A 26,087-nucleotide genomic window follows, 5' to 3' on the forward strand; every position below is an offset into this window, starting at 1 on the left:
AAAATTTTTCACCGCCGACCTAGTGGCCTGAACGGTTAATTAGGCCGCCCACAGAGCTGCCGGCGACCCTCTCACTCACTGACGCAAGCCGTTCAGGAAGCCGGCCTGGCGCTCGAAGCGGCGAATGACCAGTGGCTGCTCCTCCCCCACCTCGCCGGCGAGCCGGTTGAGCAGGTGCCAGACAGCCGCCTGGTCGTCTGCCGGCAGGCGGCGAAACGCGCCGAGCAGGCGATCTTCGTCGGTGGTAAGGCTATCGAGGGGGGCCGGGGTCGGGGTGCCGGTCAGCACGTAGAGGGCGTCGACGCCTCGGGCGGCGACGGCGGCCAGGTAGTCCATGCGTGGCGTACGCTCGCCGCTTTCGTATTTGCCCTGGGCGTTGGGCTCGACGCCGCCGACATCGCCGAACACCCGCTGGGTAAGCCCCAGGCGCTCGCGCTCTTCTCTCAACCGTGGGCCGAATCCGCTCATCTTTTGCCTCCTTTGCATGGATGGATAACGAGTGCATCCCGCACCCGAGTGAATGCCTGCGCATTCGCCTGGGCACTATGCCAATTGGATCCAATCTATGCAAGCCATCATTGCGCCATGGCGGGGGAATTTGTGTTCGGGCTCGGGGCTCTATGGTGATAGCTTTTGTAGCGGTATGTGCATTCATTGACGATGGCGGGTTTTCGTCACTACAAATAATGAATGCGCCTAAAAATTTCAAAACCGACTCTACAAGATCAACGGATCAACCAAAAAACAGCGCACGCCACAACATACAAACTGCCCCCCACAAAGCACAAAACCCCGCTGCGTGAGCGGGGTCATCTGTTACTGAAACAAAGCGCTATGCCCGCCAGCCAAACCCGTCAATGACTGGTCGGCATGGCAAACTCCGCGCCCTTGGCAGTCCCCTGCGGCCACCGCTGCATGATGCTCTTCTGCTTGGTATAAAAGCGCACCCCCTCCTCCCCATAGGCATGCATGTCGCCAAACAGGCTCTTCTTCCAGCCACCAAAACCATGCCAGGCCATCGGCACCGGAATCGGCACGTTGATCCCGACCATGCCCACCTGGATACGCCGGCCAAATTCACGGGCAACGTGGCCATCACGGGTGTACAGGCTCACGCCGTTGCCAAACTCATGGGCATTGATCAGCTCCACTGCCTCGGCAAAATCCTTCACCCGCAGGCAGGCCAGCACCGGGCCGAAGATCTCTTCCTTGTAGATGCGCATATCCGGGGTGACGTTGTCGAACAGCGTGCCACCCAGCCAGAACCCATCGCCGCAACCTTCGCCTGCGGTCTGGCCGTTGAAGTCGCGGCCATCGATCAGCAACGTCGCACCTTCTTTGACGCCTTGCTCGATGTAACCGGTGATGCGCTCCAGCGCTGCACGGGTGACGATCGGGCCCATCTCGGCCTCGAGGTTGGTGCCGTTGAGCACCTTCAGCTCGCGGGTACGCTCGATCAGCTTGGGCATGACTTTATCGGCAGTTTCATCGCCGACGAACACAGCCACGCTGATGGCCATGCAACGCTCGCCGGCCGAACCGTAGGCCGCACCGATAAGCGCATCGACCACCTGATCGATGTCGGCATCGGGCATCACCACCAGGTGGTTCTTGGCCCCGCCCAGGGCCTGCACGCGCTTGCCGTGGCGGGCGCCGGTCTCGTAGATATGGTTGGCGATCGGGGTAGAACCAACGAAGGATACCGCCTGCACATCCGGGTGCTCGATCAGCGCGTTCACCGCATCCTTGTCACCCTGCACCACATTGAACACGCCATCCGGCAGGCCCGCCTGCCTGAGCAGTTCGGCGATGAACAGGCTCGGGCTCGGGTCCAGCGGGCTTGGCTTGAGCACGAAGGTGTTGCCGGTTGCCAGGGCCACCGGGAACATCCACATCGGCACCATCACCGGGAAGTTGAACGGGGTGATGCCGGTGACCACACCCAGCGGCTGGCGCAGGGTCCAATTGTCGATGTTGGTGCTGACCTGGTCGGTGAAATCGGTTTTCAGCAACTGCGGCGCACCACAGGCAAACTCGACGATTTCGATGCCACGCATCACCTCGCCCTGGGCGTCGGTGAACACCTTGCCGTGCTCGGCGGTGATCATGCGAGCCAGGTCGTCACGGTGCTCGTTGAGCAGCGCCAGGAACTTGTTCAGCACCCGCGAGCGGCGCAGTGGCGACAGGTTGCTCCAGGCCGGGAAGGCGGCCTTGGCCGAGGCAACGGCGGCGTCCACGTCCTTTTGCGCAGACATCTGCACCTGGCCTGTGACCACGCCGGTGGCCGGGTTGTAGACCGGCAGTTGCTGGCCGCTGGTGGCCTCGGCCTGGGCGCCGGAGATCCAGTTCATGATGGTTTGGGTCATTGTCTTTTTCCCGTGAATCATAGTTAGAGCGCCTCTCCCCTGTGGGAGCGGGCTTGCCCGCGAAGTAGGCGCCGCGGTGGATGGCACGGGCTGCGCCCGTGTTCGCGGTGGTCCGGCACCCCGGCAAGCCCGCTCCCACAGTTACCGCGCCAGCCTTTAGAGTCAGTAGATGGCGTACACCTTGCGCACCGTCTCCAGCACATCCCAACGCCCGGTCCAGCCCGGCGGCAAGATGATCAGGTCGCCACCGGTGACTTCCACCACCTCTTGGGTGCTGTCGTCGGTGAGCAAGGCCTTGCCCGAGATGATGTAGGTGAACTCGGTGTCCGGGCGGTTGACCACCGGCCAGCCGCCCGGCTGGCATTCCCACACGCCGAGGTTGCCGACCGCTTCCGGGGCCTGCTTGCTGATGGCGATCTGCGGGTCGCCTTTGTCAGCGCCGGCACGCTGGCCGGCAGGGTCCAGTGGCAGAGCCTTGATGTCGGCATGCTTGATGATGGTGAACGAAGGCATGGGGTTTTCTCCTTGTCAGTGGGCGCCGGTGAGCTTTTCCAGCAGCATCGCGGTGCGTGAAGGTTTGTGGGTGTAGCGCTCCTCGAGATCGCTCAGCGAGGCGGCGGCCAGGCCGCTGTTGATGCCGAACCAGCGCAGCGGTTCGCGCTCCCAGACGGGTGACTGGTGATTGACCAGGGGCAGCGTGTTGAGCGCGTCGTCACGCTCCAGAATGAGGTTGCGCAGGATGCGCCCGGCCAGGTTGCTGGTGGCCACGCCGTCGCCGACGTAATTGCCGGCCCAGGCCATGCCCTTGCCACGGTCGATGCTCACCGTCGGGCACCAGTCGCGGGCAACCCCCAGCGCGCCGCCCCAACGGTGGGTAACCTTGGCATCGCGCAGGGCCGGGAAAAATTCGAGCATGGTGTCGTGGATCTTGCCGTGGATGCTGTCTACCAGGTCGGCCTGCTCTGGCATCACCGAGCCCCATTTGTAGGGCGCGCCACGGCCGCCGAACACCAACCGTCCTTCGGCGGTGACCTGGCCATACACCCGCAGGTGGCGCATGTCGTTGAAGGCCATGCGGTGGTCGAGGTTGAGCTGGCTGAGCAGCTCTGGCGCCAACGGCTCGGTGGCCAGCACCAGCGAGTACAGCGGGATGACGAAACGCGACTTGCCCGGCTGCTGCGAGGTGAAAGCTTCAGTAGCGCGCACGGTCATCCCGGCGCGTACCGAACCGTGCCCGGTGTGCACCACACCGGGCGCCATGCGGGTCACCGCCGACTGCTCGTAAATGCGCGCACCCAGGCTCTCGACCAATTGCGCCAGGCCGCGTACCAGCTTGCCCGGGTGAATCAGCGCGCAATGCTCGGTATACAGCGCGCCGAGCGTGCCCTGGGCGCCGATGCTGCCCTGTGCTTCACCGGCCTCGAGCACCCGCCACTGCTGCGCCAGGCCGAAGCGCGCCGACGACTCCAGCGCAGCACGCGCCCGGGCCATCTGCGGGCCGCTGCGGGCCAGCGACATGAAACCCTGCTTGGCGTAGTCGGCGTCCACCCCTTCCAGCGCCAGCACCCGGCCGATCTCATCGACCGTGTCGTTCATCGCCGCCTGCAGTTGCAGGGCAGCCTGGTGCGAATACAGCTGCTCGACCCGCTGCAGCGAGATCGGGAAAATCGCCGAAGCCCAACCGCCGTTGCGGCCCGAAGCGCCAAAGCCGACTTCGCGCTTTTCCAGCAGCACCACGTTCAGCGACGGGTCGGCCTTGAGCAGGTAGTAAGCGGTCCACAGCCCGGTGTAGCCGGCGCCGACGATGACCACGTCGGCCTGGATATCACCCTCCAGCCGCGCACGCGGCGGGGCCGGGGCAAACCACAGCGGCTTGTTGGGTAACTGAGCCAAATCGAATTTCGCTGACATGTTCTTGCTTCCCATTGACTGCCCGGGGCCCGGGCCGTGCCTGATACGGCGGTTAAGGCTGGGCCACCTGGGCCTTGGGCGCACGCCCCCGGCCCAGGCGCATCAGCAGGTACGAGGCGCCGATCGCAACGATGGCGATCAGGCACTGCAGCAGGCTCAACTGCATCGAGGGGTCGAAGGCCATGCTCACCAGCACCGAGACGATGGCCGCGGTGACCATCAACGGCAGCACCGGGTGGCCCCACATGGCGAACTTCAGCGAGCCCTCCTCTACCCAGCGGCGGCGCAGCTTGAGCTGCGACAGGCAGATCATCAGGTAGACGAACAGGAACACCGTGCCGGAGGAGTTGATCAGGAACTGGAACACCGTGTCCGGCCACAGCGCGGCGATCACCACGCAGCCGTAGCCCACCAGGGTCGAGGCCAGCACACCACGCACCGGCACGCCCTTGCGGTTGACCCCGGCGATCCAGCGCGGCGCCTCGTCGTTGGCCGCCAGCACGTACAACAGGCGTGACGAGGTGTAGAGCCCGGCGTTGAGCACCGAAAGCACCGCCACCAGAATCACCACGGTGAGCATGTCGCCGGCGTAGGGGATGCCGATGTGCTCAAGGGTCGTGACGAACGGCGACTTGCCGGGGGTGAGGCTGGTCCAAGGCTGGGCGACGACGATGAAGAAGGTCGCCAGCACGAAGAACACCAGAATGCGCACCATCACCGTGTTCACTGCCTTGCGGATGTTGCGCGACGGGTCTTGCGACTCGGCGGCAGCCAGGGTGGCCACTTCGACCCCGGTCATCGAGAAGATCACCACCACCACGCCGGTGAACAACGAGCCGACACCGTGGGGCAAAAAACCACCGTGCTGGGTAAGGTTGGCAAAGCTGGCATCGGAGTTGGGCCACAGGTGCAGCACGAAGGCGCCGGTCACCAGCAAAAACACCACGATGGCCGCCACCTTGACCCCGGCGAACCAGTACTCGGCCTCGCCGAACGAATGCACCGACATCAGGTTGAGCAGGGTCATTCCCAGCATCAGCCCCAGGGCAATCACCCACACCGGTATCGCCGGCAGCCAAGCGTTGATGATCTGCCCGCCGACCACGGCTTCGAAGCCGACCACGATCACCCAGAAGTACCAGTACAGCCAGCCGGTCATGTAGCCGGCCGGGCGGCCGAAGGCCATGCGTGCGTAATCGACGAAAGAACCTTTGCTGGGGTGTGCCGCGGCCATTTCCCCGAGCATGCGCATCACCAATGCGACGATCAGCCCGGTGATGGCGTAGGTGATGAAAGCCCCGGGGCCGGTGGCGGCGATCACCGCGCTGGAGCCGACGAACAACCCGGCACCGATCACCCCGCCCAGGGCGAGCATGCTGATATGGCGGGTCTTGAGCGAACGTTTGAGACGGGGGTCGTGCTCTGACTGAACAGGCATGGGGTGGCTCCTCTTATTATTAGTGATCAACACAGCCCGAGCCGAGGTTATGCGGGTGCAGCGGGGGTGGACATCGACCGATTGCGCAGCCCGACACCGTCACTTGTACAAATGTATGAACCCCGTTGTAGGGGCCGGCTTGCCGGCGATGAGGCCAGCCCTGCTGAACGGATGCAGGCCAAACCGACTCCATCGCCTGCAAGCCGGCCCTCAAAGAACAAACTACAACTCATTGATTTATCACGGTCTCTGTGGGAAGCGGCCTTGTGTCGCGATGGGGCGCGAAGCGGCCCCAAGAACTCGGCTTCATGCAAAATTGCCGGGGCTGCTGCGCAGCCCATCTCGACCGGACGGCGCCCCGGCAAGGCCGCTTCCCACAGAGACCGTGGTGCATGTGCAAGACCAGGTCTCTGCGCGGCAGCGCAGCCCGAAGGGCTGGGTGATCTCCTACAGGGGCAAACCAACTGGCCAATCGCTGCTACGCTTGCTGAACACAAGATGAAAAACTTTTCATCTTGATTCATCCACGCCAGGCAAGGCCGCCCGGGCGCTGCCCACCCGCACGGAGGCCCACCGCCACAGGAGCCCGCCATGGCCCTTGCCGACGACTTGGCCCTGCTGATCCGCCAGGAACAGTTGCTGCAATTCGAGCAATTCGATGAAGACGTGGCCTGGCAGTTGGGTTCGCTGCTGCAGCGGCGCGCCGAAGCCGAAGGCTGGCTGCTGCTGATCGAGGTGCGCCGCTTCGACTGCCCGCTGTTTCTGGCCGGCCGGCCCGGCATCACCCCGCATAACCATGACTGGGTGCGGCGCAAGCGCAATACCGTGCAGCGTTTTCTGTGCAGCTCGTACCGCATCGGCCACCAGTTGGCCCTGGACAAGAAAGACATCACCCAGCGCTACAACCTGCCCCTGACCGACTACGCCAGTGCCGGCGGCAGCTTCCCGATCACCGTCAAAGGTGCCGGGGTGATCGGTTGCGTGACGGTGTCTGGGTTGCCGGAGCGCCAGGACCACCAGGTGATCGTCGACGCCCTGTGCGAGCTGCTGGGGCATGACCGCACAGCGCTGTCGCTGGCGCCGGTGGGGAAGGTGGTAGAGGACAAGGTGGTGGCTGAGCCGGTGGCGGGCTGAAGGCCACCCTCCTTAAAGCGTATGCGATCGCTGTGGGGCAACTGCCTTGGGTAGCCTGTACCGGCCTCATCGCCGGCAAGCCGGCTCCCACAGGGATCGCATGAGCTTCAAGCCTGCGCTGTACCTGTAGGAGCCGGCTTGCCGGCGATGAGCTCAGCACAGGCAGCCCAAGTTATCTGCGCAGCGCTACCTTCCCGGCTTCATCCACCACCCAGGCCGCACCGGCGCCGATTCGCACCCCGCCCACCCAACGCTCGGCCGGCGCCTGCTCGAGCCAGTTGGCCTGCCCTGCCAGCACCTGCTCGCCCAACGCCGTCAGCCGCAGCGGGCGGTGCATCCAGCTTTCACCCTCGCCTTCCAGCAACAAAGGCCGCGGCGTATCGATCAACGGCCTTATCAGCGCGGCGAACATCATGTCACCCAGGTACGGCAGCGGCTCTTCGCGCCCCATCAGCTCGGCAAATACCCGCGCCGCTGGCTGCTCGCCCATACGTGCCAGAATGCGCAGGGTCAAACGTTCAGTCAGGCTCAGGCCATCGCCGGCACCGGGCAGCTCTTGCAGTTGCCGGGCCAGCGCGCCCTGCAGCAACGGCAAACTGGCGTGAGACCGGCTGGCAAGCTCGGCCCAGGCCGTCGGGTCGGGCGCGGTATAGGCCGCCCAGGCCTGGCGCGCCAACTGCAAGGCATCCTCGCCCAGCGCCCGGCGCTGCGGCCACAGCCAAGCCAGCACGTCGGGGGCCAACTGGCCGATGCCGATGAAGCGCTGCACCCCTGGCACCCGGTCGGTCTCGATCAGTTCCAGCCGGCGTGGCAGGCACGGCAAGCTGGCCAGTACCCGCACCAGAAACAGCTGGTCGTAGGCATCGGCCTCGCACCACAGCACCAACTCGCTGTCGGCGCTCAACTGCGCCAGGGCTGCGCGCTGGCGGGCCTGGCGCTGGGCGATGTCCTGCGCGGCCAGGCCGAACACCTTGAGTACGTACTCGGTACGCACCTGCCAGTACTTATCGTCCGGCAAGGCTGGCACCGGCCCCATCACCATGGGGTCGTCGAACATGTGGAAGCTGCCGCTGAACCCGCTGATGCGCAGGCTGTGCTCGATGTCGTTGCCGCAGCGCCAGTGCTGCACCTGCGCCTCGCCATCGGCGGCGAAGCCCGGGTGGCGGGCGGCGAAGGCCACTGCATCGGCATGGGCCTTGAGTTTGGGCCAACTGGCAAAGCCGGCCTCGCGGGCCACCAGCCACTGGGTGTCGGCCAGGCGGTAGCCAGGGCCAGGCAGGCCCAGCTCGCGCAGCTGTGCGCGGGTGTCGTCGTCGAGGGTCTTGAGCAGGCGCTTGGCCTGCTTGCGCAGCGCGGGCAGGTCGATCAGGCCGTGGTGGCGGGATGCATCAATGGCGGGCATGCCAACTCCTTATGGGGCTCGGTCCGCCGACAAGCCGGGAGCTGGTATGGGAAATTCGCAAACATTGCCTGGGGAACCCCTTCGCGCGGACCGCCGGCGCAGCAGGCGCCTGGGGCCGGACTTTAACGGCTTGCGCCAGAGCGCGCAACGATGTGCTGCGGTGCTTGCGGCCAGTGCCCAGCAGAACGCTCACCTGCTCCTGATCCTGACCATCATCACAAACTCGCTTCGAATGTGTGATCTCGCCCACTCGGCCTTCGTCAAGGATGCAACCCCCTCCTGTCATTGGGGGACTTTCGGCAAGGCATCCCATGCAAGCGCTGTTGAACGAAATTCTCGACGAAGTGCGCCCCTTGATTGGCCAGGGCAAAGTGGCTGATTACATTCCCGCGCTGGCTGACGTACCGGCGCAACAGTTGGGCATCGCCGTTTATGGCAATGATGGCAGTTACCATTGCGCGGGCGATGCGCGGGTACCGTTTTCGGTGCAGAGCATTTCCAAGGTGTTCAGCCTGGTTCAGGCGATCGGGCATTCTGGTGAACGCATTTGGGAGCGGCTTGGCCATGAGCCCTCAGGCCAACCTTTCAACTCGCTGGTGCAACTGGAATTCGAGCGCGGGCGGCCGCGTAATCCGTTCATCAATGCCGGTGCGCTGGTGATCTGTGACATCAACCAGTCGCGTTTCGCAGCCCCTGCTTTGTCGATGCGCGATTTCGTGCGACGTCTGTCGGGCAACCCCCAGGTTCTGGTGGATACCCATGTGGCCGAATCCGAGTACCAGTTCCGCGCACGTAACGCGGCCATGGCCTACCTGATGCAATCATTCGGTAACTTCCATAATGAAGTCGAAGCGGTACTGCGTAGCTACTTCAGCTATTGCGCGCTGCGGATGAGCTGCCTGGATCTGGCGCGGGCATTTTGCTTCCTGGCCAACGACGGGTTCTGCAAGCACAGCGGCGAACAGATCTTGACCCGTCGCCAAACCCAGCAAGTGAACTCGATCATGGCTACCAGCGGGCTGTATGACGAAGCCGGGAACTTCGCCTATAGGGTGGGGCTGCCTGGCAAGAGTGGCGTTGGCGGGGGCATCGTAGCCGTGGTGCCTGGGCAATTTACCGTGTGCGTGTGGTCACCAGAGCTCAACACCGCGGGTAACTCCCTGGCTGGCATGGCGGCGCTGGAGCTGCTGAGTTCACGGATCGGGTGGTCGGTGTTCTGAACCGCGAGCCTGGTTTCAAATGACAGCGCAGCATTATGCAATCAGTTGTACGACAACAATTCACCGCATGATAGTATTTCTCATGCAGCGGACGTTCGATTCGCTGCATCGATGACACGGACGTCCGCTCGAGAAACACGCCACAGCTGTGCGTGTTTTAAACTCAAGTTAATCAAGGATCTGATTATTCATGGCAAAACCATCAACCTTCACCCCGTGCAAACTGGCCAGCGCCCTCGTCGGCGCCCTTGTGCTGGGCAGCCTGCCTGCGCACGCTGCGGACATTTGGCTGGATTCGGCCACCACCGGCTGGGCCACTCAGAACGGCGGCACCAAGGGTGGCTCCAAGGCCGCTGCGGCCAACATCTACACGGTAAAGAACGCTGCCGAGTTGAAAACCGCGCTGAGTGCATCGGTGGGCAGCAACGGGCGCATCATCAAGATCACCGGGGTGATCGACATCAGTGAAGGCAAGGCTTATACGACGACTGCCGACATGAAGAAGCGTGGCCGCCTGGACATTCCCGGCAAAACCACCATCGTCGGCACCAGCAGCAATGCCGAGATCCGCGAAGGTTTCTTCTACGCCAAAGAAAACGACGTGATCATTCGCAACCTCACCATCGAGAACCCTTGGGACCCGGAGCCGATCTGGGATGCCAATGATGGCAAGGAAGGTAACTGGAACTCCGAATACGATGGTTTGACCATCGAGGGCGCCAACAACGTGTGGGTTGACCATGTCACCTTCACCGACGGCCGCCGCACCGACGCGCAGAACGGCACCGCCAACGGCCGTCCGAAACAGCACCACGACGGCGCGCTGGACGTGAAGAACGGCGCCAACTACGTGACCATTTCGTACACCGTGTTCAAGTCCCACGAAAAGAACAACCTGATCGGTTCCAGCGACAGCCGCACTACCGATGATGGCAAGCTCAAGGTGACGATCCACAACTCCCTGTTCGAGAACATTTCGGCCCGCGCCCCGCGCGTGCGCTTCGGCCAGGTGCACCTGTACAACAACTACCACGTGGGCAGCACCAGCGATAAGGTCTACCCCTTCTCGTACGCGCATGGCGTCGGCAAGAGCTCGAAAATCTTCTCCGAGAACAACGCGTTCGAGATCAGCGGCATCAGCAGCTGCGACAAGATCGCCGGCGACTACGGTGGCAGCGTGTACCGCGACAGCGGCTCGACCCTCAACGGCAAGACGCTGAGCTGCTCCTGGAACTCGAGCATCGGCTGGACCCCGCCTTACACCTACAAGCCGCTGACCGCAGACAAGGTCGCCGCGGACGTCAAGGCCAAGGCCGGCGCCGGCAAGCTCTGACCGAACGGCTGTACCCAGCAATGAAAAGCCCTCGGTGACGAGGGCTTTTCCATTGTGCTTGGGGCTACTGCACCAGCTGGTTGATCTCGATGATCGGCAACAGCACTGCCATCACGATCGTCAGCACCACCGCGCCCATCACTACGATCATCAGTGGCTCGAGCAGCGCCGTCATGGCCATGGCCCGACGCTCGATATCACGCGACAGGGTCTGCGCCGCCCGCTCCAGCATCGGCGGCAGAGAACCGGTTTTTTCACCACTGGCAATCAGGTGGATCAGCAGCGGCGGGAAGACATTCTCCACGCGCAACGCTGGCGCAAGGTTCACCCCTTCGCGCACCTTGGCCGTGGCATCACTCACGCTCAAGCTCAGCCGATCATTGGACAGGGTTTGCCGCGCCGCCTCCAGGGCGCGCAACAACGGCACCCCGGCAGCGCCCAGGATCGCCAGGGTCGAAGCGAACCGCGCCGTGTTCAAGCCCAGTACGAAGCGCCCGACCAAGGGCAGGCGCAGCACCCGGCTGTGCCAGTTCAGGCGCGCCGCCGGGTTACGCAGGTACAGGCGCCATGCCACGAAGCCTGTGGCCATCAGCGCGAAACACAACCCTCCCCAACCCCGTACGAAATCGCTGGCATTGAGCATCGCAAGGGTCAGCCCCGGCAAGTCCTGGCGAGCCTGGGAAAACGCACTGACCACCTGCGGCACCACGTAACTGAGCAGAAAGATCACGATCGCAATCGACACCAGGCCCACCACACCCGGGTAGATGAACGCTGTGAGGATTTTGCTGCGCAGGTTGTTGCGCTCTTCGATGTAGTCGGCCAAACGCTCCATCACTTGCGCGAGGTCGCCGGACTCCTCGCCGGCGCTGATCAAGGCACGGTAGATCGCCGGAAAATCCCGTGGCCGTGTCGCCAGGGCCTGCGCCAGGCGCATGCCGCCGCGTACATCGGCGCGCACCGCGCTCAAGGTCTGGGCAATGTGTTTTTTCTCCGCCTGCTCAACCGTCGCGCTCAACGCGGCTTCCAACGGCAGGCTGGCGCCCAGCAGGCTCGCCAGTTGCCGGGTCGCCCAGGCAAGGTCGTTGTCGGAAAACCTGGCGCTGAACAATGCAGCGCCGCCGGCAGGCACGGGGTTGTCAAGCTGCACCGAGAGTGCCGTGAGGCCACGGTTGTGCAACACGCCGAACGCTGCGCGCAGGCTTTCGGCTTCAATGTGCCCGGACTCCAGTTTGCCGGTGGCGTCGGCGGCCTCGAAACGATAGCGATCCATCAGGCGTCCCGTGTCACGCGCAAGATTTCTTCTGGCGAGGTGGCCCCTGCGCGCACCCAGCGTTCACCGTCTTCACGCAGGCTGAGCATGCCCGCTTCGCGAGCGGCGGCGCGCAGGGCCAGCTCACCCGCCCCTTGGTGGATCAACGCACGAATGCCATCGTCGATGCAGAACAACTCATGAATGCCGGTGCGCCCGCTGTAGCCGGTGTGGTTGCAGGCGCTACAGCCAACCGCTCGCCAGCTGCCGTGGTGCGCCGGGTCTTGCTGCTTGCAGTGGCTGCACAGGCGCCGCACCAGCCTTTGCGCCAGCACGCCAAGCATCGAGGACGCCAGCAAAAACGGCTCGACCCCCATGTCAATCAGCCGGTTGACCGCCGATACCGCGTCATTGGTGTGCAGGGTGGCCAGCACCAGGTGCCCGGTCAGCGAAGCCTGCACTGCGATCTGGGCGGTTTCGAGGTCGCGGATCTCGCCGATCATGATGATGTCCGGGTCCTGACGCAGGATCGCCCGCAGGGCCAGGGCAAAGGTCATGTCGATCTTGGTATTGACCTGGATCTGGCTGATGCCCGGCAGGTCATACTCCACCGGGTCTTCAACGGTCAGGATATTGCTGGTGCTGGCGTCCAGGCGTGCCAGGGCGGCGTAGAGGCTGGTGGTCTTGCCACTGCCGGTCGGCCCGGTCACCAATACGATGCCGTGGGGCTGACGAATCAGGTTGTCCAGCCTGGCCAGCACCTGCACGTCCATGCCGAGGGTTTCCAGTTGCAGACGCCCGGCCTGCTTGTCGAGCAAACGCATCACCACCCGTTCACCATGGCCGGTGGGCACCGTCGATACACGGATATCGACTGGCCTGCCCGCCACCCGCAAGGCAATGCGACCGTCCTGGGGCAGGCGTTTTTCGGCGATGTCCAGTTGCGCCATGATCTTGATCCGTGACACCAGCGCCGCATGCAAGGCCTTGCGCGGCGAGACCACGTCACGCAGCGTGCCGTCGACCCGGTAGCGCACCACTGAATGGCTTTCATAAGGCTCGATGTGAATGTCACTGGCCTGGTCACGCGCCGCCTGGGTGAGCAATGCGTTGATCATGCGGATCACCGGAGCACCATCCTGGGTATCCAGCAGGTCGGTGATTTCCGGGATGTCCTCCATCAAACGGTCCAGGTCGACCTCGTTTTGCGCCTCGCCGACCACGGCCGCTGCGCTGCCGGTGTCGGCGTAAGCGGCGGCGAGCAAGCCGTCGAGCTCCTCCTCGGGCACCTGCTCAAGCCGCGCCGCGCCGAACTGCCGGCGCACTTCACTGATCGACCAGCCCGGTGTCGAGGGGCAAACCGTCAGTACCGCGCCTTTCTCGTCATGGCGCAGCAAGATGCGTTGAGCCCTGGCCCAGGCGTACGGCAACGCGCTCATTGCAGCGGCACCGCACGAATCACCGCACGGGGCTGGCTGCTCTCGGCTGTCGCCGGCACGCCCACTTCCGATGCCGGTAATTGCGGCGCCTGCATGTCCGGCATCGCCCAACTGCGCTGCGGCTGCAACGCGCCTTGGGACCTGCGGATGAAGTCGTAGCGGTTCAGGGTAATCGCCCGTCCGCCGGCGCTGTCGCGGATGATATAGGGGCGCAGGAACACCATCAGATTGGTCTTGGTGGTGGCCCGGCGCTCACTGCGGAAAAATGCCCCGACCCCTGGAATGCTCGACAACCAAGGGACCGCCTCGTTGCTCTGGGTGTAGCCGTCCTGCAGCAAGCCGCCGAGCACCATGATCTGCCCGTCATCGAGCAGGATGCTGGTGTCGATTGCACGCTTGTTGGTCACCACGCCCGCCGAGCTCGCGCTGCTGGACGCACGCTCGTCGATGCTGCTGACTTCCTGGTAGATGTCGAGCTTGACGGTGCCGCCTTCGGATATCTGTGGCCGGACATTGAGCTTGAGCCCGACTTCCTCGCGGGTCACTGTCTGGAACGGATTGTTGCTGGTACCTCCGCCGCCGGTCACGTAGCTGCCGCTGACAAATGGAATCGTCTGACCGACGAAAATGCTCGCCGCTTCATTATCCAGGGTCAGCAGGTTCGGCGTTGACAGCACGTTGCTGCCGCCCTTGCTCTTGAGCGCCCGGGCCAGCACTTTAAGGTCCAGGACATTGCCGATGCCGGGGATGTTCACCGTGCCGTCGACATACCCCAGGCTCAGGCCGCCGGGCAGCGCATCGATGCTGGTCAGCCCGCCCGCTCGCACCCCGCTGCCGCCCAGGTTGGCGCCGCTGAACACGCCCTTGCCGGCGAGGTCGCCGCTTTGCCACTGCACGCCGAATTCGTTGGCATCGTCCTCGCCAACCTCGACGATCAGGCTCTCGATCACCACCTGTGCGCGGCGCTGGTCCAGCATGTCGATGACTTCGCGCAGGTTGCGGTACAGCGGCTCGGGCGCAGCAATCAGCAAGGTGTTGGTGGTGGCATCGGCCTGGATCGTGGCACCGCCGGCGCTGAAAGCGACACTTTGCTCCAGCGCCTGGGCACCGGCCAGGCTGCCCGGGTTGCCGTCGCTTTGCCCGTAGCCGCTGGCGTTGCCGCTATTGCCTGCGCTGTTCAAGCTCTGGCTGGTGCCGCTTTGGCCACTCTGCCCGCTGCTGTTGCCGCCCATCGCGCTCAGCAGCGAACGCCCGGTATCGGTTGTGGCGCTGTCGCTCTCACCGGTGAGCAAGCCGCGCAACGCCTGGGCCAGCTTCGCCGCCTGGGCGTTGCGCAGATACACCACGTGCAAGTTGCTCGGGTTGCTCTGGGCGTTGTCGAGTTTGTACACCAGGTTGCGTGCAAGCTCGGTGCGCTCGGGGCTACCGGCGCGGATGATGATCGAGTTCGAACGCGGGTCGCCCACCAGCGAAATCTTCTGGGTCGGATCGCCGCCTGGCTGCTCCAGCAGTTGCGCGACCATGCTGGCGATGTCCACCGCGATGCCGTTCTCAAGCGACACTACATCGGTATCGATGGCGCTGGGGCTGTCGATGTTGTCGATCAACTGCGCCACGCGCGTCAGGTTGTCGGCGTAGTCGGTGATGACCAGGGTGTTGTTGCCGGGGTAGGCGTTGATCGGATTGTTCGGAGAAACGATCGGGCGCAGCACCGGGATCAGGTTCACTGCGTTTTCATACTGCAGGCGAAAGGTGCGCGTGAGCATGCCATTGGCAGCCGGCCGGTCGGCACTGTACACCGGCCCGCCAAGCAACTTCGCATCGGCCTCCGGTAGCACATGTGCCACGCCGCCGACGTCGACCACGCTGAACCCCTGCATGCGCAGGGCCGCCAGCAACATGTCGTAGGCCTGATGGGCCGGCACTTGGTTGTCGGACACCAGGGTCAGCGAACCGGTCACGCGAGGGTCGACCAGAAACTGTCGGCCGGTGGCGCGGGACAACCCGCGCACCACCGCCTGAATGTCGGCATCGACGAAATTCAGGCTCACCGGCTGGCTGCCCAGCGGGTTGCCCGGTGCGGCGCTGTTGGCACTTGCGCCGCCCCGACGTTGCGAATCGACGGTGATGCGCTGGGGCCGCGCCTGCCGCTCGATCTGAGCCTGGGCACGCTGGCGTTCCAGTAATACATCGCCGCTGCGCTGGGTATTGGCCAGGGGCCGGCCGAGTTCACTGTCAACCAGCAGGGGTGGCGGGTTAAGCGGCGTTTGCGTACTGCAGGCGCTCAGCGCAACCAACAGTAACGGCGCGGCGCTGCGTGCATAATTGGAGCCTGACCACTTCATGAAACTTCCTTAGCGCCTCGCGCCTGATCCATGCGGACAGTCCCCGACAGAGTGCCTGCCGTATCATCGGCCTCGGCTTCGCTTGCACGCTGCAAACGGGCCTCGACCACGTCCAGGGAAAATTGCCTTGGGTTGCGTACCAACCAGCCGATGACCGCGTCGGCCGGAGCCGCCTCGAACGTCAACTGCCAGCCGCTCTCCATCGGCGTCAATTGGTAGTACCCGGCCAGGCCACGCGCATCCAGGCTTTGGCGCAGGGCCGCTTCGAGCGGCTGGCCGGCGCTCGGCACCGGCACCTCACGCAGCAACTGCTCCAGCGCCTGGGATTGCCCGCGCAGCTTTGCGCTTTCAGCCTGCCAGTACTGGATTTTCTGCAAGGGCGGCTGAATCAGCGCCAGCCAGCTGAACAGCCCCACCAGCAGCAACGCAGTACCGGCAAGCATGCGTCTTTCGCGCAGTGCCAGGCCTCGCCAAACGGCCCGGGCGCGTGCCTTGGATTGCTGCCATTGGCCACGCCAGCGGTTCAGGGAATGCTTACTCATCGTCGCTTGCAACACCGTCGTCGGGTTCACGGGGTTCGCCATCGGCCGCGCGCAGGCGCCAGCCTGTGGGCGTTGCCTGTACGGCGATGCCGGCCTGGGCCAGGGTGGCTTGCCAGGTGTCATCGGCAGTGTTTTGCCGCGCCTCGGCGGGCAAGCTCAGGTGCAGCTCTGCGTCTTCAAATACCAGCGCCTGCACATTGCCGACCATGAACGGCATCGCGCTGGCGGCTTGCAGCACCAGGCCGGCAAAGCGCTGGGCGGCATCGCTGCCTGCAGGGTTGTGCCGGGCGCTCAATTGCTGACGGGCTTGCTGCAGTGGATTGAGGACCACCGGCAATTCGGGAAACGCCTGTTTGACCCGCTGGCTCATGTGCCATTTGAGTTGCTGGCCTTCGCTGGCTTGGCGCGCGGCGTACAGGTTCAGGCCCAGCAACCACACGCCGACTGCCAACGCGCAACAGGCCAGCGCCCTGCCCCAACCTGCTTGCGGCGCCGATGCCTGGCCGACGCCGCCGTGCAACCCCCACGCAGGTAAAGCTGCAGCCCATCGTTGCTGCGCTGGGTGTACTTCGAGCAGCGCTGCGGGTGCGCCCTCACCGAACCAGACCAAGCGCCTGCCACTGGCCGCCAGCGCGTCCAGGCGCTGCTGAACCTGCGGCTCAACCGTGCCTTGCTCCAGGCTGTGGCGCAGCAGCAGATGCCCCTGCAACACACAGGCGCTGGTGTGCCCGGGCGGTGGCACCGGCAGGCCATAGGGCGCAGGATAAAGCCCCCGCAGCTTCAACCGGTGGCGGCTCAACTCAGCACCGAAACGCTGCAGAACCGCGGTTGGCAACCAACTGAGAAACACCTGCCCATCGGCATCGCCAGGGCCATGTGCGACATGCATCTGCTCAATACGGCCAAGGGTCAACGCCTGCGCCGCACAGGCCACCGCTGTCTTGGTCCTGGCAGCCGACAGCGGTGGCAACTGCACATGGGTGAGCACGCTGTCGGTGGGGTGAAGAAAGCACACCACGCTCTGCGACTGAGCCGTCTGCCCGAGCAACGCCAGCGTACTGACGCCGGCCTGGCTGACGCGACCATCGCGCCCCAGGCGTGCGAACTCAAGCTCGGTGTCGGCTGTCAGGCTTTGCAGCGGCGGCAACGCAATACGCACACTCATGGGCCCAGCCTCGACCAGATCACCTTGGGCAAATCGTTCTCCGGGCGATACAGCAATGCGTCCAGGCTGACCCGGCGCGCGTCAAGACGGGCGTAACCGTGCAGCACAAACCACTCGCTGGTGATGCCGACGTCAAGATCGTCGACGCTCAAATGCGGCGCACGCAAGCGATTGAGAAAGTCGCCGCGGTTGATGAACCACTGGCCGCGGTCACGCTCCGCGACCAGGGCCTGCGCCTGCTGTAGCGATAACCCGGGCACCACGGCTGCCAGTACCTCGGCACTGGCGGTGTTGCCGTTGACCCCGGTACTGACCGGAATAATGCTCACATGGGGCACCAGGCGCGCCAGCACACGTTCATCCACACCCTTGATACCGCGAAGCTCGTCCAGGCTGCGCAGCATCGGCCGGGTTGCAGGTACGGGCTTGGCGTTGGCGCCCGGTGAGGTCGAACGCCCGCTGTCATAGCGGTTTTGCGCCGCATCTTGTGAATGCAGCTGCTGCGCATAAGCGCCAATGACGCGCTGACTGATGCGTTGCGCAACGCCGGCATCGATGCCGAGCATGGCGCACAGCCGCTCGAAACTGCGTAACTCCCTGGCGTTGACGCGCTCGCCGGCGATCAAGTTTCGCAGGTTGAATTTGCCTTGCTGATCCTCAAGGCGCCCGGCAAAACCTGCATTGGCCAGGCCACTTTCGATCGGTTGCGCCCATGCCTGGTCAAGCCGCGTCGAGGTTTGCCTGCGCCGCGCGTCCCACAGCAGTTGCCGGCTGGTTTCCAGGCCGCCAAGCAGCACCGCAGCGCCTTGCAGGCGTGCCTGTTCGGCTTCCAGCGAGCGGGTGAACACACTCTGGCGGGTGAGCATGCCAGCGGCCATCACCGCCACCACAGCAGCGATCAGCAAGGCGCTGATGATCGCCATGCCGCGCTGTTTGGCAGTGTTGGATAACGAGTAGTCCATGGCGGCCCTCAGAGCTGCCAGGAGCCTATATCGGCGTTGACGCCGTCGCCGTCAGGTTGACCGTCTGCGCCGAGGGAGAAGATGTCGACTTCACCGTTCGCACCTGGGTTCAGGTAAAGGTAAGGACGCCCCCACGGGTCATTGGGCAAGCGCTCCAGGTAGGCGCGCCAGTTGCTGCTCTTGGCATCTGCCGGGCGCTCCACCAACACCTTGAGCCCCTGGTTCATGCTCGGGTAACTGCCGTGGTCGAGGCGGTAGAGCTTGAGTGCCTGCATCAGGCCTGCGACATCCTGTTTGGCCGCCGTGGCCCTGGCTTGGTCCGGACGGTCGAGCACCTTGGGTACGACCATCGCTGCAAGGATGCCGAGAATCACCACCACCACCATGATTTCGATCAGGGTGAAACCCTGCTGGCCACGGCTACCAGCAGACTGAAACTTGACGCGTGCGACACCCATCTCAACCATCCTTGGCTAGTTTGCAATTCGGCGCGCAGTGTAACAAATGAACGAAACGGTGTATCGAGAAAACTCACCGCCACGCTGGGTCTTTTACCTGTTTGCCAGTGTTATCCTGCACGCCGGTTTTCGTTGAAGAGCCAAGCATGGAGCTGTCGCGCAAGGAGCAAGGTTTTACGTTGATCGAGGTGCTGGTGGCGTTGGCGATTATTGCCGTGGCCATGTCGGCAGCCGTGCGTGTTGCGGGGTTGATGACCCAAAGCAATGCACTGCTGCGTGACCGGTCACTGGCACTGCTGGCAGCGCAGGGCCGGCTGGCCGAACTGCGCCTGGAAGGCCTGCTGACACCGGGGCACAAAGCCTTCGAATGCAATCAGGGGCGCCTGCAACTGCGCTGCGAGCAAGTGATCGCCGCTAGCGCAGCCACACAGCTGATGCGCGTCACGCTGCAGGTGTGGGACCGCGAACGCGAAGCGCCGCCATTGGCGCGGCTCGAGACGCTGCTCGCCCAGCCCCGGGAAGCCCGCGAATGACGGGGCTCAGGGCTGGGTCAATGGTGGCATCGACGGGGCGGTGGGCAGCGTGTCGAGCTTGAACCGAGCCCGCTCGCTGCCGCGCTCGATCACCACGTTGTCGCGCTCGATCGCCACCAGGTGCGCCCCCTGGGCAAGGCGCTCACCCAACACAAAAGCGCGCGGCGGCGCGCCGTTGAGGCTCATGATCGCGACTGCGCCATGGGCAACGCTGATCACCCCTGAAACCTTGATATCCAGCGCTGCCGGCCGGTTGGAAAACCATTGCAGTGCAGGGCTGTCCGGCGTCGCTGCGGCCCCCTCGCGCACTGGCGGCGGTGCACTGGATCGGGCCGACGTCAGCAGCAGTGACGACCACATCAAAACGCCCGCCAGCGTCGCCAGCAATGCCACCGCCTGCACGCACTGCGCAGGCGATAACCGAAAGATCAATGCCAAGACAAAACCTCCTTGTTGTCCCGTCGCGCAGTCTACAGGACAACGCTCGGTCTTTTCTTCTCGGCAGCGGAGCGTTGCGGGATGACAAAGGCCAGGCAACAAGGCTTTACCCTGATCGAACTGATGGTGGTGCTCGTCATCATTGGCATCGCCAGTGCGGCGGTTAGCCTGAGTATCAAGCCCGACCCGCTGCAGCTGCTGCGCCAGGACGCCAACCGCCTGCTGCAACTGCTGCAGGTTGCCCAGGCCGAAGCCTTGGCTGACGGGCGCCCGATCACCTGGCTTGCGGACAGCAAAGGCTTTCGCTTCAGCCGGCGCAATGAACCAGGTACGGGCTTCGATCAGTTTCACAGCGACCCGCAGTTGCGTCCGCGGGCGTGGGACACGCCGACCGTCCGGGTACGCGTCATCCCCAAACAGCCGGTGGTACTCAACGCCGAGTGGTTCGATACGCCGTTCGAGCTGCAGCTCTCGGACGGTCAGCACAGCGTTTCGGTGTTGCGCAGCGCGGCCGGAACATTTCGCCTGCAGGCCACACCATGAAGCGTCGACAGCACGGTTTTACCCTGATTGAAGTCATGGTGGCGATCATGCTGATGGCAATTGTCAGCCTGATCGCCTGGCGCGGCCTCGACAGCGTGAGCCGCGCCAACCAGCATCTGCAGGCAAGCACCGAACGCACCCAGGCGCTACTGCGTGCCCTGAACCAACTGGAACGCGACCTGGCCCTGCGCGCCAGCACCGAATTGCACGCGCCCAGCCTTGCCAGGCGCGAGGGCGAACCTGCACCAACACCGCCGGCGGTCAGCGTGCACAGCGCAGACAATCAACGCTTTCGCCTGGATGTGATCCGCAGCGCAGCCGCATCGGCAGAAGGTTTGCTACGGGTACGCTGGTGGCTGCAAGGCCAGACCCTCTACCGTGCAGCAGCGCCAGCGCGTAGCCGCTACCCGCTTGCCGCACTGGGCGATGGCGTGGCCGTATTGGATGGGGTGAGTGACTTGCAGGTGCGCGTCTGGGAGCCTGGCCAGGGCTGGCGGCAGCCAAGCGGCAATCGCAAGGACGAGCCCCTGGGCCTGGAGATCACCCTGACCCGTCAGACGCCCCAGGGAGCAGAACATTACCGGCAGGTAGTGGGCCCGTTGAATTAGGTTTTGCATAAAGCCCGCTCCCACAGGTGGCGTGTCAGCCTTGGCAGAAGCGAATGCGGTTGCCGAACGGGTCGTACACTTCCAGCACCTGCCCCCAGCCCTGCTCCACCAACTGCGGGCGCCCATAGCCGTAGCGCTTGGCCTGTAGCTCGTCGTGCAACGCCTGGATTTGCAAGGTAGGCACGAACAGCGTGGTGCCGGGGCTGGCATCGCCGTGGTGCTCGGACAGGTGAATCTTCAGCCCCGCCCGCTCGATGCCCAGGTACAGCGGCAGGTCGGCTTCGAAGCGGTGTTCGAACTCGACGCTGAAACCGAGGAAATCACAGTAGAACTCGCGGGCCTTGGCCTCATCGAAAATGCGCAAAATGGCGATGCACTGCTCAAAGCGAACGCCGCTTTGATCGAGTGCGGTGCAAGCGGTGTTCCAGTCCTTGTATCCGAGCTGGTCGGCCACCATTTCCAGCGCGGCGCTGTGGCTGATGTCGAGGTTGCGTGCGGCAAATTGCGCCCGCAGGCGCTTGGCCATGTGCTTGGCCTGGGTGATGGATGTCATGAATGCCTCCACTGGGTCGAAGCCTGCAGGTGCTCGCATTGCCAGTCTTCGACAGCCATTGAAGGTGTGTGATGACGGGGTGGTAACGCGATGCTTTCACCGAACCTGAGGGGCGCGAGCGGCGGGCAGCATCTGGCCGTTGCGCGATGGTAGGGGAATGATCGTGGCAGGTAAAGGCGATGGGGCCGGTACAGGCTACAGTCAAACCAGCCAAATCACGGAGATAACCATGAACCCCACCACCCTCGCCTTGGCCCTCATCCTGCTCTGCCCACTGGCCCACGCCCAGGACAAGGTCAGCCATATCCCCGTGCACTTCGCCAAGGGCGCCAACAGCACCGAGATCAAGGGCAGCTTCAAGGGTTACGACAGCATCCAGTACAGCCTCTCGGCCAAGGCCGGCCAGCAGATGAACGTGCAGATTGCCGGCAGCAGCAACGCCAACTTCAACGTGTTCGCCCCGGGCGAGAAGCCAGGCTCGGGCACGGCGTTGGGTAGCGGCAGCGTGGGCAATGCGTGGAGCGGCACGCTGCCGGCCAGCGGCAGCTACACGGTGCAGGTGTACCAGATGCGCGCCACCGCGCGGCGTGGCGAGCTGGTGCCGCATACCTTGACCATTGGTATCCAGTGAACGCGATACCCCCACATCCTTAAGGCCTGCGCTGTATCTGTAGCCGGCTTGCCGGCCCCTACAAGGGTGCGATGAAATGCAGTGCGGAATTATTTTGCGCGCCAGAGCATCAGATGCCTTAGGACATGTATCAGCCTCCGGAAGCCCGCCATGAAAGCACGCAAGCAAAAGCCCATCAGCCTGAAGGACATCACCATCGTCGACGACGCCAAGATGCGCAAGGCGATCACCGCCGCAGCATTGGGCAATGCCATGGAATGGTTCGACTTCGGCGTGTACGGCTTCGTCGCCTTCGCCTTGGGCAAGGTGTTCTTCCCCAACGCCAGCCCCGGCGTGCAGATGATCGCAGCCCTGGCCACCTTCTCCGTGCCGTTCCTGATCCGCCCGCTGGGCGGGCTGTTCTTCGGCGCCCTGGGCGACCGCTACGGGCGCCAGAAGGTGCTGGCCGCAACCATCGTGATCATGTCGTTGAGCACCTTCGCCATCGGCCTGATCCCCTCCTACGCCAGCATCGGCATCTGGGCGCCGATCCTGCTGTTGCTGGCCAAGATGGCCCAGGGCTTTTCGGTGGGCGGCGAGTACACCGGGGCGTCGATCTTCGTCGCCGAATACGCCCCCGACCGCAAGCGTGGGTTCCTTGGCAGCTGGCTGGACTTCGGTTCTATCGCAGGTTTTGTGCTCGGCGCCGGGGTTGTGGTGCTGATCTCGACCATTCTGGGTGAAGAGCAATTTCTCGAGTGGGGCTGGCGCCTGCCGTTCTTCCTCGCCCTGCCGCTGGGCCTGATCGGCCTGTACCTGCGCCATGCGCTGGAAGAAACGCCGGCCTTCCAGCAGCACGTCGACACCCTCGAACAGGGCGACCGCGAAGGCCTGGCCAGCGGCCCGAAAGTGTCGTTCAAGGAGGTTGCCACCCAGCACTGGCGCAGCCTTCTGACCTGCATCGGGGTGGTGATCGCCACCAACGTCACCTACTACATGCTGCTCACCTACATGCCCAGCTACCTCACCCACAACCTGCACTACAGCGAAGACCACGGGGTGCTGATCATCATCGCGATCATGGTCGGCATGCTGTTCGTGCAGCCGATCATCGGCCTGCTCAGCGACAAGTGGGGGCGCCGGCCGTTCATCATCGTCGGCAGCGTTGGCCTGTTCGTGCTGGCCATCCCGGCGTTCATGCTGATCACCAGCGGCAAGCTGGCGGTGATCTTCGCCGGCCTTTTGATCATTGCCGTGCTGCTGAACTTCTTCATCGGCGTGATGGCCTCGACCTTGCCTGCGATGTTCCCCACCCACATCCGCTACAGCGCACTGGCCAGCGCGTTCAACATCTCGGTGCTGATCGCAGGCCTGACCCCGACCCTGGCCGCCTGGCTGGTGGAAACCACCAACAACCTGTACATGCCGGCCTACTACCTGATGGTGATCGCCGTGGTCGGCCTGCTCACCGGCCTGACCATGAAAGAAACCGCCAACCGCCCGTTGCGCGGCGCAGCGCCTGCAGCCTCGGACATCGAAGAGGCGCGCGAGCTGCTGCAGGAGCACCACGACACCATCGAGCAGAAAATCGAGGATATCGACACGCAAATCGCCGAACTTGAAGCCAAGCGCCAGCAACTTGCCCAGCAACACCCGCGCATCGACTGAACCCGCTGCGCCGTTGGTAACCTGATGCCAGCAAAGCCAAGCACAGCGGCTACCATGGAACTTCGAACAACGGGCGGGCGCACCTGAGGAGCCCGCCAGCCGCAAACGACTCAGGGACGACAGAACATGCCCGACAGCCGACCACAACCCGATGCACTCTCGGCCTCAGGCGACCCGCAGCGCAGCAGCGATACGCTGTTCGACAGCGAATTGCGCTTTCGCGCGCTGGTGACCGCCAGCAGCACCGCGGTGTACCGCATGAGCCCCGACTGGCAGGAGCTGCGCGAACTCACCGGCCAAGGTTTTCTCGAAGACACCCAGCAACCCATCCAGCGCTGGCTGGACAAATACATCGCCGCCGAAGACCGCCCCCGGGTGCTGGCTGCCGTCGCCAGCGCCGTGGCCGAGCGCAGCATCTTCGAACTGGAACACCGGGTGCGCCTGCCTGGCGGCCGTTTCGGCTGGACGCTGTCGCGGGCGGTGCCGATCTTCGACGCCAACGGCGACATCCTCGAGTGGTTCGGCGCCGCCATGGACGTCACCCAGCAGCACGAGGTGACCGCCCGCCTGCGCGAAAGCGAGGCGGCCTTCAAGACCATCGCCAACACCGTGCCGCAACTGGTATGGGTGACCGACCAGGCTGGCCATTTCGAGTTTTTCAACAAGCGCTGGCACGACTACTTCGACCCCGCCGGCCACCCGCACGACTACACCACCTTCGCCCGCCAGTGCGTGCACCCGGACGACACCCTCGCCGCCAGCACCGCCTTCACCCAGGCCCGTGCCTGCGGCGAGGTGTACGAAAGCGAGCACCGCTTGCGCCGCTTCGATGGCAGCTACCGCTGGTTCCTGGTGCGCGCCCAGCCCTACCGCGACCCCGAAACCGGCGCCCTGCTGCGCTGGTACGGCACCTCGGTGGACGTGCACGACCGGCACAGTGCCGAAGACCAGTTGCGCAGCTTCAACGAAGAGCTCGAGGTGCAGGTGCAGGCCGGCTCACGCGAACTGCAGGCGGCCGAGGCGCAGATGCGCCAGATGCAGAAACTCGAAGCCATCGGCCAGCTCACCGGCGGCGTGGCCCACGACTTCAACAACCTGCTCACGGTGATCCGCAACTCGGCCGAGCTGATGCGCCGCAAACCGCTGCCGCCGGAGCGCCAGCAGCGCTACCTGGACGCCATCCTCGACACCGCCGACCGCGCCGCCAGGCTCACCAGCCAGTTGCTGGCCTTCGCCCGCCGCCAAGCCCTGCGCCCAGAGGTGTTCGCGGTGGCCCACCAAGTGCAACAGATCGCCGAGATGCTGCGCAGCATCGTCGGCACGCGCATGCAGATAAAAGTGCAGGCCCCGGCGCAGCAGTGCTATGTAGAGGCCGACCGGAGCCAGTTCGAGACCGCGCTGGTGAACCTGGTGGTCAACGCCCGCGACGCCATGCAGGCAGAAGGCAACATCACCATCGCCATCGGCGCCGCCAGCGGCCAGGTCAGCATCGCCATCGACGACGATGGCCACGGCATTGCAGCCGCCGACATGGAGCGCATCTTCGACCCGTTCTACACCACCAAGGAGGTAGGCAAAGGTACCGGGCTGGGGTTGTCCCAAGTGTACGGTTTCGTCCACCAGTCCGGCGGCACGGTTGCGGTACAGAGCACGCCCGGCAAGGGCTCGACCTTCACCGTATCGCTGCCGGCAGTGGCCGCCCCGGACTCGGCCCAGGCAGAACCGCAACTGCCCGAGGCGCCGCAGCCCAAGGGCCATGTGCTGGTGGTGGAGGACAACACCCAGGTGCGTGAATTCACCGCCAGCCTGCTCGAGGACATGGGCTATACCACCCGCCAGGCCGCCGACGCCGGCACTGCCCTGGCCTTGCTGGAGGCGGGCCGCGAGCGCTTCGACCTGGTGCTGTCGGACGTGGTAATGCCCGGCACCAGCGGCGTGGAGCTCGCCCACACCCTGCGCCAGCGCTGGCCGGAGCTGCCGGTGGTGCTGACCAGCGGCTACAGCCAGGCGCTGGCGGGCGATGCGCACCATGGTTTCGAGCTGTTGAACAAGCCGTATTCGGTGGACCAGCTGTTGCGGGCGTTCGAGGTGGTGATGAAGCAGCGTTAGACCGCAGGCTGCCTGTTCTGCCTACAGGTACAACGCAAGCCTGAAGGTTATGCGATCC

General features: G+C 64.3%; 24 protein-coding genes. 9 read left to right on the plus strand and 15 right to left on the minus strand.

From position 1 onward, the window contains the following. Positions 1 to 75 precede the first annotated feature (75 nt). From KSS93_RS19740 to KSS93_RS19760, 5 genes are all read right to left on the minus strand, one after another. Positions 76 to 468 (minus strand): helix-turn-helix domain-containing protein, encoded by a 393-nt coding sequence (locus tag KSS93_RS19740; RefSeq protein ID WP_217885607.1) that lies wholly within the window; start codon positions 466 to 468, stop codon positions 76 to 78. Between the two features lie 386 nt (positions 469 to 854). Next, positions 855 to 2,366, minus strand: a complete 1,512-nt coding sequence (locus KSS93_RS19745) for a CoA-acylating methylmalonate-semialdehyde dehydrogenase (RefSeq protein WP_217885608.1) — start codon at positions 2,364 to 2,366, stop codon at positions 855 to 857. A 162-nt stretch (positions 2,367 to 2,528) separates the two neighbouring features. Beyond that, positions 2,529 to 2,879: a cupin domain-containing protein gene (locus KSS93_RS19750; protein ID WP_217885609.1), complete on the minus strand. Its 351-nt coding sequence runs from the start codon at positions 2,877 to 2,879 to the stop codon at positions 2,529 to 2,531. A 15-nt stretch (positions 2,880 to 2,894) separates the two neighbouring features. After that, entirely contained in the window at positions 2,895 to 4,277 is a 1,383-nt protein-coding gene (locus tag KSS93_RS19755) for an NAD(P)/FAD-dependent oxidoreductase (protein WP_217885610.1), read from the minus strand. A 52-nt stretch (positions 4,278 to 4,329) separates the two neighbouring features. Next, positions 4,330 to 5,715, minus strand: coding sequence for an amino acid permease (locus tag KSS93_RS19760; RefSeq protein WP_217885611.1), 1,386 nt, complete (start codon positions 5,713 to 5,715; stop codon positions 4,330 to 4,332). 591 nt (positions 5,716 to 6,306) lie between these two features. On the opposite strand from KSS93_RS19760, the gene KSS93_RS19765 reads away from it, so the two are divergent. Further along, positions 6,307 to 6,849: a heme-degrading domain-containing protein gene (locus KSS93_RS19765; protein WP_217885612.1), complete on the plus strand. Its 543-nt coding sequence runs from the start codon at positions 6,307 to 6,309 to the stop codon at positions 6,847 to 6,849. 172 nt (positions 6,850 to 7,021) lie between these two features. On the opposite strand, the gene KSS93_RS19770 is transcribed toward KSS93_RS19765, so the two are convergent. Beyond that, positions 7,022 to 8,251: a DUF1835 domain-containing protein gene (locus KSS93_RS19770; protein ID WP_217885613.1), complete on the minus strand. Its 1,230-nt coding sequence runs from the start codon at positions 8,249 to 8,251 to the stop codon at positions 7,022 to 7,024. Between the two features lie 311 nt (positions 8,252 to 8,562). Here KSS93_RS19770 and glsB point away from each other — a divergent pair, with 311 nt between their 5' ends. Both glsB and KSS93_RS19780 read left to right on the plus strand, forming a co-directional pair. Further along, entirely contained in the window at positions 8,563 to 9,471 is a 909-nt protein-coding gene (gene glsB, locus KSS93_RS19775; RefSeq protein ID WP_217885614.1) for a glutaminase B, read from the plus strand. A gap of 190 nt (positions 9,472 to 9,661) precedes the next feature. Beyond that, positions 9,662 to 10,804 (plus strand): pectate lyase family protein, encoded by a 1,143-nt coding sequence (locus KSS93_RS19780; protein ID WP_217885615.1) that lies wholly within the window; start codon positions 9,662 to 9,664, stop codon positions 10,802 to 10,804. A 64-nt stretch (positions 10,805 to 10,868) separates the two neighbouring features. Here KSS93_RS19780 and gspF read toward each other — a convergent pair whose 3' ends face one another. Genes gspF through gspG form a run of 7 tightly spaced genes read right to left on the minus strand, consistent with a single transcriptional unit; the run spans position 10,869 to position 18,967 of the window. Then, positions 10,869 to 12,077 carry a type II secretion system inner membrane protein GspF gene (gspF, locus tag KSS93_RS19785; RefSeq protein WP_217885616.1) on the minus strand — a complete coding sequence of 403 codons (1,209 nt, stop codon included), beginning with the start codon at positions 12,075 to 12,077 and terminating at the stop codon, positions 10,869 to 10,871. Beyond that, the gene (gene gspE / locus KSS93_RS19790) at positions 12,077 to 13,495 is read right to left on the minus strand and encodes a type II secretion system ATPase GspE (protein ID WP_217885617.1); all 1,419 of its coding nucleotides are present in this window, start codon (positions 13,493 to 13,495) and stop codon (positions 12,077 to 12,079) included. Before gspE ends, gspF begins: the two co-directional genes overlap by 1 nt. Next, positions 13,492 to 15,840 (minus strand): type II secretion system secretin GspD, encoded by a 2,349-nt coding sequence (gene gspD, locus KSS93_RS19795; RefSeq protein WP_217885618.1) that lies wholly within the window; start codon positions 15,838 to 15,840, stop codon positions 13,492 to 13,494. The genes gspE and gspD overlap by 4 nt, the downstream gene beginning before the upstream one ends. Then, entirely contained in the window at positions 15,837 to 16,382 is a 546-nt protein-coding gene (locus KSS93_RS19800; RefSeq protein WP_217888773.1) for a type II secretion system protein M, read from the minus strand. The genes gspD and KSS93_RS19800 overlap by 4 nt, the downstream gene beginning before the upstream one ends. Then, the gene (gene gspL / locus KSS93_RS19805) at positions 16,375 to 17,547 is read right to left on the minus strand and encodes a type II secretion system protein GspL (protein WP_217885619.1); all 1,173 of its coding nucleotides are present in this window, start codon (positions 17,545 to 17,547) and stop codon (positions 16,375 to 16,377) included. Before gspL ends, KSS93_RS19800 begins: the two co-directional genes overlap by 8 nt. Continuing rightward, positions 17,544 to 18,509: a type II secretion system minor pseudopilin GspK gene (gene gspK, locus KSS93_RS19810; protein ID WP_225917217.1), complete on the minus strand. Its 966-nt coding sequence runs from the start codon at positions 18,507 to 18,509 to the stop codon at positions 17,544 to 17,546. Before gspK ends, gspL begins: the two co-directional genes overlap by 4 nt. Before the next feature lie 8 nt (positions 18,510 to 18,517). Continuing rightward, entirely contained in the window at positions 18,518 to 18,967 is a 450-nt protein-coding gene (gene gspG / locus KSS93_RS19815) for a type II secretion system major pseudopilin GspG (RefSeq protein ID WP_217885620.1), read from the minus strand. Between the two features lie 146 nt (positions 18,968 to 19,113). On the opposite strand from gspG, the gene gspI reads away from it, so the two are divergent. Continuing rightward, positions 19,114 to 19,500: a type II secretion system minor pseudopilin GspI gene (gene gspI, locus KSS93_RS19820; RefSeq protein WP_217885621.1), complete on the plus strand. Its 387-nt coding sequence runs from the start codon at positions 19,114 to 19,116 to the stop codon at positions 19,498 to 19,500. 6 nt (positions 19,501 to 19,506) lie between these two features. Here the strand turns inward: gspI and KSS93_RS19825 are convergent, their stop codons facing one another. After that, entirely contained in the window at positions 19,507 to 19,938 is a 432-nt protein-coding gene (locus tag KSS93_RS19825; RefSeq protein ID WP_217885622.1) for a general secretion pathway protein GspC, read from the minus strand. Between the two features lie 81 nt (positions 19,939 to 20,019). Here KSS93_RS19825 and gspH point away from each other — a divergent pair, with 81 nt between their 5' ends. Together gspH and KSS93_RS19835 are read left to right on the plus strand one after the other, a co-directional pair. Then, on the plus strand, positions 20,020 to 20,481 hold the full coding sequence (gene gspH / locus KSS93_RS19830; RefSeq protein ID WP_217885623.1) for a type II secretion system minor pseudopilin GspH: 462 nt from the start codon (positions 20,020 to 20,022) through the stop codon (positions 20,479 to 20,481). Next, positions 20,478 to 21,089: a type II secretion system protein GspJ gene (locus KSS93_RS19835; RefSeq protein ID WP_217885624.1), complete on the plus strand. Its 612-nt coding sequence runs from the start codon at positions 20,478 to 20,480 to the stop codon at positions 21,087 to 21,089. The genes gspH and KSS93_RS19835 overlap by 4 nt, the downstream gene beginning before the upstream one ends. A gap of 34 nt (positions 21,090 to 21,123) precedes the next feature. Here KSS93_RS19835 and KSS93_RS19840 read toward each other — a convergent pair whose 3' ends face one another. Then, positions 21,124 to 21,642 (minus strand): glyoxalase superfamily protein, encoded by a 519-nt coding sequence (locus KSS93_RS19840; RefSeq protein ID WP_217885625.1) that lies wholly within the window; start codon positions 21,640 to 21,642, stop codon positions 21,124 to 21,126. A gap of 229 nt (positions 21,643 to 21,871) precedes the next feature. Between KSS93_RS19840 and KSS93_RS19845 the strand changes: the two genes are divergently transcribed. From KSS93_RS19845 to KSS93_RS19855, 3 genes are all read left to right on the plus strand, one after another. Beyond that, complete coding sequence (locus tag KSS93_RS19845) at positions 21,872 to 22,273, plus strand: DNA breaking-rejoining protein (protein ID WP_217885626.1); 402 nt, start codon at positions 21,872 to 21,874, stop codon at positions 22,271 to 22,273. A 150-nt stretch (positions 22,274 to 22,423) separates the two neighbouring features. Continuing rightward, positions 22,424 to 23,920 (plus strand): glycine betaine/L-proline transporter ProP, encoded by a 1,497-nt coding sequence (proP, locus tag KSS93_RS19850; protein ID WP_217885627.1) that lies wholly within the window; start codon positions 22,424 to 22,426, stop codon positions 23,918 to 23,920. 126 nt (positions 23,921 to 24,046) lie between these two features. Beyond that, positions 24,047 to 26,029: a hybrid sensor histidine kinase/response regulator gene (locus tag KSS93_RS19855; RefSeq protein WP_217885628.1), complete on the plus strand. Its 1,983-nt coding sequence runs from the start codon at positions 24,047 to 24,049 to the stop codon at positions 26,027 to 26,029. The last annotated feature ends 58 nt before the right edge of the window (positions 26,030 to 26,087 follow it).

Origin of the sequence: Pseudomonas xanthosomatis, from assembly GCF_019139835.1 — a bacterium.
Taxonomy (GTDB): Bacteria; Pseudomonadota; Gammaproteobacteria; order Pseudomonadales; family Pseudomonadaceae; genus Aquipseudomonas; species Aquipseudomonas fakonensis.

Bases quoted from the DNA above. Each gene is read 5' to 3' on its own strand.
- KSS93_RS19740 (WP_217885607.1), bottom strand. From the start codon at position 468: ATGAGCGGATTCGGCCCACGGTTGAGAGAAGAGCGCGAGCGCCTGGGG.
- KSS93_RS19745 (WP_217885608.1), bottom strand. From the start codon at position 2,366: ATGACCCAAACCATCATGAACTGGATCTCCGGCGCCCAGGCCGAGGCC.
- KSS93_RS19750 (WP_217885609.1), bottom strand. From the start codon at position 2,879: ATGCCTTCGTTCACCATCATCAAGCATGCCGACATCAAGGCTCTGCCA.
- KSS93_RS19755 (WP_217885610.1), bottom strand. From the start codon at position 4,277: ATGTCAGCGAAATTCGATTTGGCTCAGTTACCCAACAAGCCGCTGTGG.
- KSS93_RS19760 (WP_217885611.1), bottom strand. From the start codon at position 5,715: ATGCCTGTTCAGTCAGAGCACGACCCCCGTCTCAAACGTTCGCTCAAG.
- KSS93_RS19765 (WP_217885612.1), top strand. From the start codon at position 6,307: ATGGCCCTTGCCGACGACTTGGCCCTGCTGATCCGCCAGGAACAGTTG.
- KSS93_RS19770 (WP_217885613.1), bottom strand. From the start codon at position 8,251: ATGCCCGCCATTGATGCATCCCGCCACCACGGCCTGATCGACCTGCCC.
- glsB (WP_217885614.1), top strand. From the start codon at position 8,563: ATGCAAGCGCTGTTGAACGAAATTCTCGACGAAGTGCGCCCCTTGATT.
- KSS93_RS19780 (WP_217885615.1), top strand. From the start codon at position 9,662: ATGGCAAAACCATCAACCTTCACCCCGTGCAAACTGGCCAGCGCCCTC.
- gspF (WP_217885616.1), bottom strand. From the start codon at position 12,077: ATGGATCGCTATCGTTTCGAGGCCGCCGACGCCACCGGCAAACTGGAG.
- gspE (WP_217885617.1), bottom strand. From the start codon at position 13,495: ATGAGCGCGTTGCCGTACGCCTGGGCCAGGGCTCAACGCATCTTGCTG.
- gspD (WP_217885618.1), bottom strand. From the start codon at position 15,840: ATGAAGTGGTCAGGCTCCAATTATGCACGCAGCGCCGCGCCGTTACTG.
- KSS93_RS19800 (WP_217888773.1), bottom strand. From the start codon at position 16,382: ATGAGTAAGCATTCCCTGAACCGCTGGCGTGGCCAATGGCAGCAATCC.
- gspL (WP_217885619.1), bottom strand. From the start codon at position 17,547: ATGAGTGTGCGTATTGCGTTGCCGCCGCTGCAAAGCCTGACAGCCGAC.
- gspK (WP_225917217.1), bottom strand. From the start codon at position 18,509: ATGGACTACTCGTTATCCAACACTGCCAAACAGCGCGGCATGGCGATC.
- gspG (WP_217885620.1), bottom strand. From the start codon at position 18,967: ATGGGTGTCGCACGCGTCAAGTTTCAGTCTGCTGGTAGCCGTGGCCAG.
- gspI (WP_217885621.1), top strand. From the start codon at position 19,114: ATGGAGCTGTCGCGCAAGGAGCAAGGTTTTACGTTGATCGAGGTGCTG.
- gspH (WP_217885623.1), top strand. From the start codon at position 20,020: ATGACAAAGGCCAGGCAACAAGGCTTTACCCTGATCGAACTGATGGTG.
- KSS93_RS19835 (WP_217885624.1), top strand. From the start codon at position 20,478: ATGAAGCGTCGACAGCACGGTTTTACCCTGATTGAAGTCATGGTGGCG.
- KSS93_RS19840 (WP_217885625.1), bottom strand. From the start codon at position 21,642: ATGACATCCATCACCCAGGCCAAGCACATGGCCAAGCGCCTGCGGGCG.
- KSS93_RS19845 (WP_217885626.1), top strand. From the start codon at position 21,872: ATGAACCCCACCACCCTCGCCTTGGCCCTCATCCTGCTCTGCCCACTG.
- proP (WP_217885627.1), top strand. From the start codon at position 22,424: ATGAAAGCACGCAAGCAAAAGCCCATCAGCCTGAAGGACATCACCATC.
- KSS93_RS19855 (WP_217885628.1), top strand. From the start codon at position 24,047: ATGCCCGACAGCCGACCACAACCCGATGCACTCTCGGCCTCAGGCGAC.